Origin of the sequence: Roseateles sp., from assembly GCF_036486225.1 — a bacterium.
Classification (GTDB): domain Bacteria; phylum Pseudomonadota; class Gammaproteobacteria; order Burkholderiales; family Burkholderiaceae_C; genus Roseateles.
Map to the genome: position 1 here is coordinate 1 of NZ_DASVNZ010000376.1, position 9,869 is coordinate 9,869.

Annotated in this window: 10 protein-coding genes; 2 read left to right on the forward strand and 8 right to left on the reverse strand. The window is 70.6% G+C overall.

The annotated features are described in order from the left end of the window. The 8 genes from VF536_RS24435 to VF536_RS24470 form a co-directional block, all read right to left on the reverse strand. Window positions 1-251: hypothetical protein (locus VF536_RS24435; RefSeq protein ID WP_331617536.1), on the reverse strand; the 251-nt coding region annotated here is incomplete at its 3' end. Window positions 252-331: 80 nt separating this feature from the next. Beyond that, entirely contained in the window at window positions 332-1,024 is a 693-nt protein-coding gene (gene ureG / locus VF536_RS24440; protein WP_331617537.1) for an urease accessory protein UreG, read from the reverse strand. Next, window positions 1,021-1,734, reverse strand: coding sequence for an urease accessory protein UreF (locus VF536_RS24445; RefSeq protein WP_331617538.1), 714 nt, complete (start codon window positions 1,732-1,734; stop codon window positions 1,021-1,023). The genes ureG and VF536_RS24445 overlap by 4 nt, the downstream gene beginning before the upstream one ends. Next, window positions 1,718-2,365 carry an urease accessory protein UreE gene (gene ureE, locus VF536_RS24450; protein ID WP_331617539.1) on the reverse strand — a complete coding sequence of 216 codons (648 nt, stop codon included), beginning with the start codon at window positions 2,363-2,365 and terminating at the stop codon, window positions 1,718-1,720. Before ureE ends, VF536_RS24445 begins: the two co-directional genes overlap by 17 nt. After that, window positions 2,366-4,084 carry an urease subunit alpha gene (gene ureC, locus VF536_RS24455; protein ID WP_331617541.1) on the reverse strand — a complete coding sequence of 573 codons (1,719 nt, stop codon included), beginning with the start codon at window positions 4,082-4,084 and terminating at the stop codon, window positions 2,366-2,368. Next, window positions 4,084-4,413: an urease subunit beta gene (locus VF536_RS24460; RefSeq protein ID WP_331617543.1), complete on the reverse strand. Its 330-nt coding sequence runs from the start codon at window positions 4,411-4,413 to the stop codon at window positions 4,084-4,086. Before VF536_RS24460 ends, ureC begins: the two co-directional genes overlap by 1 nt. Next, window positions 4,410-5,069 carry a HupE/UreJ family protein gene (locus VF536_RS24465; protein WP_331617544.1) on the reverse strand — a complete coding sequence of 220 codons (660 nt, stop codon included), beginning with the start codon at window positions 5,067-5,069 and terminating at the stop codon, window positions 4,410-4,412. Before VF536_RS24465 ends, VF536_RS24460 begins: the two co-directional genes overlap by 4 nt. 40 nt (window positions 5,070-5,109) lie before the next feature. Further along, window positions 5,110-5,412 carry an urease subunit gamma gene (locus VF536_RS24470; protein WP_067283776.1) on the reverse strand — a complete coding sequence of 101 codons (303 nt, stop codon included), beginning with the start codon at window positions 5,410-5,412 and terminating at the stop codon, window positions 5,110-5,112. Between the two features lie 192 nt (window positions 5,413-5,604). Here VF536_RS24470 and VF536_RS24475 point away from each other — a divergent pair, with 192 nt between their 5' ends. Continuing rightward, window positions 5,605-9,111, forward strand: a complete 3,507-nt coding sequence (locus VF536_RS24475) for a hybrid sensor histidine kinase/response regulator (protein WP_414710443.1) — start codon at window positions 5,605-5,607, stop codon at window positions 9,109-9,111. 2 nt (window positions 9,112-9,113) lie between these two features. Then, the coding region (locus VF536_RS24480; RefSeq protein WP_331617546.1) for a response regulator at window positions 9,114-9,869 on the forward strand (756 nt) is incomplete at its 3' end.

The following is a 9,869-nucleotide window of genomic DNA, read 5'->3' on the forward strand; positions in this document are numbered from 1 at the left end:
CAGTCGCCGACGAGCTGTCGGGCGAGCGCCGCGGCGTCCTCCGCGCCGCGCGGCCCCAGGGCGTCGAGCGCGCCGTCGATCAGGTCGGCATCGGCCCCGGCGGAGACCAGCGACAGCGGGGACAGCGGCGGGCCGCCGGACTCGCCGACGGCCGACGCGTGGGGGAACGTCGACGGCAGGATGGGACGGGTGTCGTCGGCCCAGGACGAGCAGGAGGACACCGCGGAGGAGAAGGACGCCGAAGGATGCATCGCCGATCAGTCCGGCGATCACATGACGGGTTCTTCCCTCCTTCGGGCGTGGTCGACCGACCGGCGGCGACCGGCGAGGATCAGACGGTCCCCAGCATGCCCTTCTGCTCGATGAAGGCGACCACCTCATCCAGGCCGCTCAGCGTCTTGAGGTTGGTCATCACGAAGGGCCGCGTCGGCCGCATCCGTTGCGTGTCGGCGCGCATGACCTCGAGGTTGGCGCCGACATGCGGCGCGAGGTCGGTCTTGTTGATCACGAACAGATCGCTCTTCGTGATGCCGGGGCCGCCCTTGCGCGGGATCTTCTCGCCGGCGGCGACGTCGATGACGTAGATCGTCAGGTCGCTGAGCTCCGGGCTGAAGGTCGCGGCGAGGTTGTCGCCGCCGGACTCGATGAACACGACGTCCGCGTCGGGGAACTGGGCCAGCATGCGGTCGATCGCCTCGAGGTTGATCGACGCGTCCTCCCGGATCGCCGTGTGCGGGCAGCCGCCGGTCTCCACGCCCAGGATGCGCTCGGCGGGCAGCGCGCCGCTGATGGTCAGCAGGCGCTGGTCTTCCTTCGTGTAGATGTCGTTGGTGATCGCGACCAGGTCCCAGCGCTCGCGCATCGCCTTGCAGAGCATCTCCAGCAGCGTCGTCTTGCCGGAACCGACCGGACCGCCGATGCCCACGCGCAAGGGCGGCAGCCGCTTCGTGCGGCCCGGGATGTGGTGAAGGGCGGACGCGGAGGTCGGCGAGGTGGCGGCGGTGACGGTGGAGGTCGTGCTCATGATCGGAACAATCGGGAGTACTGGGTTTCGTGGCGCGCCGCGAGGACGGACAGCATCGGCGCGAACAGCTGCCGCCGCACGGGCGGCGTGGCGATGGCCTCGGCCACCGCGGCGGGGATCTCGGAGGCCAGCCGTGTCAGCACGCGCTGGCCGGCGGTCTGGCCCAACGGCACGGCCTTGAGCGCGGCCTGCACCTGGTTCTCCGCCCAGCCGAAGGCCTGCGACGACAAGGCCTGCTCGACGGGGACGGCGACGGTCGCGAGCGCCAGCGACATCACGAAGGCGTAGGGCATCGGCTGGCCGCCGCCGCAGGCCGTGAGCAGCGCGAGCTGCGCGGGTGAGGCCATCGGCTGGCCGCGCAGCCAGACCAGCAGCGACTGCCCCATCTGCTCGCTCTGAAGGCGCGCTTCGGCGCCATCGCGCGTCGTGCGCAGCCAGCGGACGAGCTCGCACAACGCGGGCTCGTCGCCGGCCCGCCACGCGACGATGCCCTGCGCGATCGCCGCGAGGTCGCCGCGGGCGAGCAGCCGCAACTGCTGGCTCAGCCACACGCCGGCGCTGATGTCGTCGTGCACGAGGCCGTGCTCGACCGCCGCCTCCAGGACTTCCGAATACGAGAACGCGCCGATCGGCAAGGCCGGCGACGCGAGCCACGTCAGCCGCAGCGGCGGCGGGACGGGATCGACGACGGGCTCAGTGGTCGTGACCACAGCCCGGGCCGTGCACATGCGGCGCCGCAGCGGCCTGGATCGCGATGGTCTTCTTCGCAGCGGGCTTGTGACCATGATCGTGACCGTGGTCGTGCGCGTGATCGTGCGCGTGCTCCTTGCCGTGGTCGTGTCCATGCGAATGACCGTGGTCATGCCCATGCGCGTGGCCATGGCCGCCGGCCGCGTAGGCGCCGGCTTCGGGCTCGAAGCCTTCCTCGACCTCGTTCACGATCAGGTGCATCGCGCGCAGCATGTCGGCGAGCACGTGATCGGGCTCGATCTTGAGGTGGTCCGGCTTCAGCTCGATCTGGACATGGCGGTTGCCGAGGTGATACGCCGCGCGCACCAGGTCGAAGGGCGAGCCGTGCGCCGTGCAGGCGGTGATGCGCAGCAGCGCCTGCGGCGCCGCGACGACGCGCACCAGCGAGCCGTCTTCGGCCACCAGCACGTCGCCGCCGCGCACCGTGGTGCCGCGCGGCAGGAAGACGCCGAGCTCGCGGCCCTGGCTGTCGCTCACCTGGAAGCGGCTCTTCTGGCGCGTGTCCCAGTCGAGCGTCACGGCGGCGGCGCGCTTGAGCAGCACGGGGGCCAGGCCGGCGCCCTGGGCCAGCAGTTTGGAGACTTGGATCATTCAGAACAGGAAGTAGCGCTGCGCCATCGGAAGCACCGAGGCGGGCTCGCAGTGCAGCAGCAGGCCGTCGGCGCGCACCGCGTAGGTCTGGGGGTCGACCTCCATCCGCGGGGCGTAGGCATTGTGGACCATGTCCTTCTTGCCCACGCCGCGGATGCCCTTCACCGCGACCGCGGTCTTGGCCAGGCCGTAGCGCTGCGGCGCGCCGGCCGCGATCGCCGCCTGCGACACAAAACTCAGCGAGGCCCGCGCCAGCGAGCCGCCGAAGCTGCCGAACATCGGCCGGTAGTGCACCGGCTGCGGCGTCGGGATCGACGCGTTCGGATCGCCCATCGCCGCCATCGCGATCACGCCGCCCTTGAGGATCAGCGAGGGCTTCACGCCGAAGAAGGCCGGCTTCCAGATCACCAGGTCGGCCCACTTGCCGACCTCGATGCTACCCACCTCGTGGCTGACGCCGTGCGCGATCGCCGGATTGATCGCCAGCTTGGCGACGTAGCGTTTCACGCGGCCGTTGTCGTGGCGATCGCTGTCGCCGGGCAGCTGGCCGCGCTGCTGCTTCATCTTGTGCGCGGTCTGCCAGCAGCGCAGCACCACCTCGCCCACGCGGCCCATCGCCTGCGAGTCCGAGCTGAACATGCTGATCGCGCCGAGGTCGTGCAGGATGTCCTCGGCCGCGATGGTCTCCTTGCGGATGCGGCTCTCGGCGAAGGCCAGGTCCTCGGCGATCGCGGGGTCCAGGTGGTGGCACACCATCAGCATGTCGACATGCTCGTCGAGCGTGTTGATCGTGTAGGGCCGCGTCGGGTTGGTCGAGCTCGGCAGCACGTTGGCCTCGCCGACCACTTTCAGGATATCGGGCGCATGGCCGCCGCCGGCGCCCTCCGTGTGGAAGGTGTGGATGGTGCGGCCCTTGAAGGCGGCCACCGTGTCCTCGACGAAGCCGCTCTCGTTGAGCGTGTCGGTGTGGATCGCCACCTGCGTGTCGGTGACTTCGGCCACGTCCAGGCAGTTGGAGATCGCCGCCGGCGTCGTGCCCCAGTCCTCGTGCAGCTTCAGGCCGATCGCGCCGGCCTCGATCTGCTCGACCAGTCCCTCCGGCCGGCTCGCGTTGCCCTTGCCGAGGAAACCCAGGTTCATCGGGAACGCGTCCGCAGCCTGCAGCATGCGCTCGATGTGCCAGGGTCCCGGGGTGCAGGTGGTGGCGAAGGTGCCGGTCGCCGGACCGGTGCCGCCGCCCAGCATCGTCGTCACGCCGCTGGCCAGCGCCTCCTCGATCTGCTGCGGGCAGATGAAGTGGATGTGCGAATCGATCGCGCCGGCGGTGACGATCGAGCCCTCGCAGGCGATGACCTCGGTGCCGGGGCCGATGACGATGTCCACGCCCGGCTGCGTGTCCGGGTTGCCGGCCTTGCCGATCGCGACGATGCGGTGGTCCTTCAGGCCGATGTCGGCCTTGACGATGCCCCAGTGGTCGAGGATCAGCGCGTTGGTCATCACCGTGTCCACGGCACCCTGCGCGCGCGTGCGCTGCGACTGGGCCATGCCGTCGCGGATGGTCTTGCCGCCGCCGAACTTCACTTCCTCGCCGTAGCCACCGGCGCGCAGGGTCAGGTCCTGCTCGACTTCGATGACGAGGGCCGTGTCGGCCAGCCGGACGCGGTCGCCGACGGTCGGGCCGAACATCTCGGCGTAGGCGCGTTTGCCGATGCGGGCCATCAGAGCGCTCCCTGGATCAGGCCGCGGAAGCCCCAGACCTCGCGGCTGCCGGCGTAGTCGACCAGCTCCACGGTGCGTTGCTGGCCGGGCTCGAAGCGCACGGCGGTGCCGGACGCGATGTTCAGGCGCATGCCGCGCGCGGCTTCGCGGTCGAAGACCAGCGCGCCGTTGGTCTCGGCGAAGTGGTAGTGGGAGCCGACCTGGATGGGCCGCTCCGCGCCGTTGACCACGGTCAGCGTCAGCGTGCGGCGGCCCGGGTTGAGCATCAGCTCGCCGTCGTCGACCAGCAACTCGCCGGGCGTCGTGCCGGGGGTCATGCCGGCGGTCATGCGACCACCATGCGCGCGATCAGTCCCAGGCCGAGCAGCGCAATCGCGCCGCCCGCAGCACGCGACCAGACCGGCGCGAGCGAGCGCAGCTTCACGCCGATGGCGAGACCGCCCGCATGCAGCAGCGCGGTCGCCAGGACCATGCCGGCGAGCGCGGCGCCGCCTTGCAGCTCGGCGCCGTGCGCCAGACCATGGAAGACCGCGAAGGCGCCGACCAGCGCGGCGGACATCGTCGCGCCGAGACGCCAGCGCGCCGCGGCCACCAGGCCGAGCACCAGCACCGACGCGGCGACCATCGGCTCAACACCTGGCACCTGGAAACCTTCGTCGGCGAGCGCGAATCCGACCAGCGCGCCCACCAGCAGCAGGCCCGCGAAGGCGAACGGCGCCGCCAGCATGCGGCGGCCGGTCTGCGTCAGCGCGCTCCACAGGCCGACGGCGAGCATCGCGGCGAGGTGGTCGAGGCCGGTGAACGGATGGGAGAAGCCGGCGCCGAACGCGGCCGCGGCGCTCAGCGTGCCGTGGTCGTGCGGCAGGCCTTCGCCGGTGTGGGCGAAGACGAAGACGGGCAGTACGGCGGCGACGGTCAGGGCGAGCGCCTGGACGGCGGTCACGGCGGCGTCGGTGAAGGACGCGGGAAGGAGTCGTGCGGTCATCGCTGTCCTCGGGGGAATCGGTGGAACGGGGTGGCGGCGATCAGGGGATCGGCTGGTGGACGGTGACGAGCTTGGTGCCATCGGGGAAGGTCGCCTCGACCTGGATGTCGGGGATCATTTCCGGCACGCCGTCCATGACGTCGTCGCGGGTGAGGAGCTCGCGCCCTTCCTTCATCATCTGGGCGACGGTCTTGCCGTCGCGGGCGCCTTCCATGACGGCGGCGCTGAGGAAGGCGACGGCTTCCGGGTAGTTGAGCTTCAGACCCCGCGCCTTGCGCCGCTCGGCGAGCAGCGCGGCGGTGAAGATCAGCAGCTTGTCTTTTTCGCGAGGCGTGAGTTCCATGGCATCCCTCTCTAGCAAGCCCCATGCCGGTGCAACGAGACGTACACCATGAGCGTATCGAAGGCCAGGGGACCGGGGGCCGTCTTCGGAGGTCAAGGAGGGAATTCGACTGCCGGGTAGGCAGTCGAAGGAGGGACACGGAGAAGTCGGCCCCCGGTCCCCTGGCCGGCGCGCTCGGTCCCGGCATGTTTCATGCATTTCTCCATCGCCCCCATGGACGCGCCCCTCCCCTCCCAAGACGCCCCGCAGCACATCATCAAGCTGCGGCGGGACTACAACGCCTGGGTGGCGAGGGAGACGCTGGAGGACTACGCGCTGCGCTACACGCCGCACCGCTTCCGGCGCTGGTCGACCTGGCGGGTGGCCAACACGGCCTTCGGCGCGGCGTCCTTCCTGATCCTGGAAGCCGTCGGCGCCACGCTGCTGCTGCACTACGGCTGGACCAATGCCGCGCTGGCGATCCTGGCGACCGGGCTGATCATCTTCCTGGCCGGCCTGCCGATCAGCGTCTACGCCGCCCGCCACGGCGTGGACATGGACCTGCTGACCCGCGGCGCGGGCTTCGGCTACATCGGCTCCACGCTGACCTCGCTGATCTACGCGAGCTTCACCTTCATCTTCTTCGCGCTCGAAGCGGCGGTGATGGCCTATGCGCTGGAGCTGGCGCTCGACATCCCGCCGCAGTGGGGCTACCTGATCTGCGCGCTGATCGTCATCCCGCTGGTGACGCACGGCATCTCGGCGATCAGCCGTCTGCAGCTGTGGACCCAGCCGCTGTGGCTGGCACTGCTGGTGCTCCCCTTCGCCTGGGTCGGATGGCTTCATCCTGGTGCGTTCGACGGCATCACGACCCAGGTTGGGTCACAGTCGGGCACGGCCGCGTTCGACGTGCACGCCTTCGGTGCGGCGCTGACCGTCGGCGTGGCGCTCATCACCCAGATGGGCGAGCAGGCCGACTACCTGCGCTTCATGCCCCGGCAGACGAAGGAGAACCGGTTCCGCTGGTGGGCCGCCGTGCTGGCCGGCGGACCGGGCTGGATCGTGCTGGGCGTGCTGAAGATGCTGGGCGGCGCGCTGCTGGCCTACCTCGCCGTCAGCCACGCGGTGCCCGCCGAGCGCGCGGTCGATCCCAACCAGATGTACCTCGCCGCCTACGAGTACGTGTTCCCGCAGTACGGCTGGGCGGTCGCGGTGACAGCGCTGTTCGTGGTCGTCTCGCAGCTCAAGATCAACGTCACCAACGCCTACGCGGGCTCGCTGGCGTGGAGCAACTTCTTCTCGCGGCTGACGCACAGCCACCCGGGCCGCGTCGTCTGGGTCGTGTTCAACACGCTCATCGCCTTCATGCTGATGTCGATGAACGTGTTCGAGGCGCTCGGGCATGTGCTCGGCCTCTACGCCAACATCGCCATCGCGTGGATCATGGCCGTCGTCGCCGACCTGGTGATCAACAAGCCGCTGGGCCTGTCGCCGCCGGGCATCGAGTTCAAACGCGCCCACCTGTACGACGTGAACCCGGTCGGCGTCGGCGCGATGGCGCTGGCCTCGGTGCTGTCGGTGGCGGCGCATCTCGGGATGATGGGCGACCTGGCACAGGCGTGGTCGGCCGCGATCGCGATGGTGACGGCGCTGGTCACCGCGCCCTTGATCGCGTGGGCAACGAAGGGACGCTACTACCTCGCGCGGCCGCTGGCGGAGATCGAAGCCGCCGGCTTCCAGACGGAGAGCGCCGACGGCGTTCGCCGCTGCGTGATCTGCGAACGCGACTACGAAGGCCCGGACATGGCCCACTGCCCGGCCTACCGCGGGCCGATCTGCTCGCTGTGCTGCACGCTGGACGCGCGTTGCGGCGACCTCTGCAAGCCCCACGCAAGCCTGTCCGCGCAATGGACGGCCGCGCTGCGCCGCGTGCTGCCGCAGCGCAGCTGGCGCTACATCGACACCGGCCTCGGTCACTACCTGCTGCTGATGCTGGTGATCACGCCGCTGCTGGCGACGCTGTTCGGGCTGCTCTATCACCAGCAGCTGCAGCAGCTCCCGCTGATCGACGCCGCCGCGCAGGACGCGCTCCGCGCCAGCCTGAAGGCGGGCATGCTGAAGGCCTTCTTCGCGCTGCTGCTCGTGGCGGGGACCGTCGCGTGGTGGCTGGTGCTGGCGCACCAGAGCCGCGTGGTCGCGCAGGAGGAATCGATGCGGCAGACGCAGGCGCTGATGCGCGAGATCGCCTCCCACCGCCGCACCGACGAGGCCCTGCAGGGCGCGCGCCTGCAGGCCGAGCGCGCGCAGGCCGCGGCCGAGGCCGCCAACCAGGCCAAGAGCCGCTACATCAGCACCATCAGCCATGAGCTGCGCACGCCGCTGAACAGCATCCTCGGCTACGCGCAGCTGATGGCGGCGGACGCCTCGCTGCCGCCGCAGCGCCGGCAGGCGGTGCAGGTCATCAAGCGCGGCGGCGAGCATCTGATGCAGCTGATCGACGGCACGCTGGACATCGCGCGCATCGAGGCCGGCCGGTTGAGCCTGGAACCGGCGCCAGTGCGCTTCGACGAGCTGCTGCGCGAACTCGCCGACATGTTCGAGCCGCAGGCCGCGGCGAAGGGCCTGAGCTTCCGCTTCGAGCCGCAAGGCACGCTGCCGGAATGGGTGCGTGCGGACGAACAGCGGCTGCGCCAGATCCTGATCAACCTGCTGGGCAACGCGATCAAGTTCACCGCCGAGGGCGAGGTCACGCTGCGCGTCCGGCACGGTCGAGAGATGGCGACGCTGGAGATCGCCGACACCGGCCCCGGCATGGACGCGGCGGAGCTGGCGCGCATCTTCGAGCCCTTCGCACGCGGAACCGGTGGCACGAGCGGTGCCGGCGGCGCGCCCGGTGCCGGACTCGGCTTGACCATCTCCAAGATGCTCACGGCGCTGATGGGCGGTGAGATGTCGGCGACCAGCGAGCCCGGCCGCGGCTCGACCTTCCGCGTGCGGCTGTTCCTGCCCGAGCTTCACGGCCGCATCTGGGACACGCCGCGCATGCGTCGCGCGGCCAAGGAACGTCTCGGCCTGGACGGCGTCTCGCCGCGGGTGCTGATCGTCGACAACGAATCGGACGACCGCCAGCTGCTGATCGAGCTGCTGGAGCCGCTCGGCTTCACGGTGCGCGATGCCTCGAGCGGCCATGACGCGTTGGATCTCGTCGCCGCCGGCTGGGTGCCGGACGCGGTGCTGATGGACCTCGCGATGCCCGGCATCGACGGCTGGGAAACGATCCGGCGGCTGCGGCGGATGCTGGGCGATCTCGGCGTGAACGCGCCGGCGGTGGCGGTGGTCTCGGCGAACGCGTTCGAACGCGGTCAGGAGAACGATGCCGGCATCGCCGCGCGCGACTTCATCCTGAAGCCGGTCCGGCACGAGCTGCTGCTGGACTGGCTGACCGAACAGCTGTCGCTCTCCTGGCGCGTCGGTCCCGAGCGCGCGACACCCGATCCACCACCTGCCGCGCGGGTCGAGATGCCGCCTTCCGATCGTCTGACCGGATTGCGGGAAGCGCTGCAGCTCGGCTACTACCGCGGCGTGCTGCAGCAGCTCGACGCGATCGAGGCGGCCGACAGCGTGTGGCGGCCTTTCTGCGAAGCGCAACGCGCGTTGGCGCGCCAGTTCCAGTTCGAAGCGATGCTGCGCGGCCTGGCGCGCAGCGAGAACCCCGCGTGATCATGAACTCTCCGCTTCCTTCCGCCGTGACCGCGCTGCTGGACCAGCAGCAGGGCGACCGTGTCCTGATGGTGGACGACGTGCCGGACAACCTGTCGCTGCTGCACGATGCGCTGGACGAGCACGGCTACATCGTGCTGGCGGCGACCAGCGGCGAGGCCGCGCTCGCCTGCGTGCAGCAGGGCCGGCCCGACATCGTGCTGCTGGACGCGATGATGCCGGGCATGGACGGCTTCGAGGTCGCGCGGCGCCTGAAGGCCGATCCCTCGACGGCGCACATCCCCATCATCTTCATGACCGGGCTGACGGAGACCGAGCACCTGGTCGCCGCGCTGCAGGCCGGCGGCGTCGACTACGTGACCAAGCCGCTGGATCCGCGCGCGGTGCTGGCGCGCATGCAGGTCCACCTGCAGGGCGCGCGGCAGGCGCGGCAGACGCGCCAGGCGCTGGACGCCTTCGGCTACGCGAGCATCGCGGTGCGCGCGTCCTCGGGCCGGCTGCTGTGGCAGACGCCGCTGGCGCGCGAGCTGCTGCAGCTCTACTACGGCACGATCGCGCCGCAGACGCCGGCGCCCGTGCTGGCGTGGCTGCGCAAGACGCTCGATGAAATGGCCGCGCACACGCCCGCGGACGGCATGCCGCCGCAGGAGCCGGCGCGGCTGTGCGCCGAGCTGGGCGCGCGCCGGCTGAGCTTCCGGCTGCACCATTGCATCGGCGGCGAGGACACGCCCGGCGTGGCCGGCGTGGGCGCGGCCGCC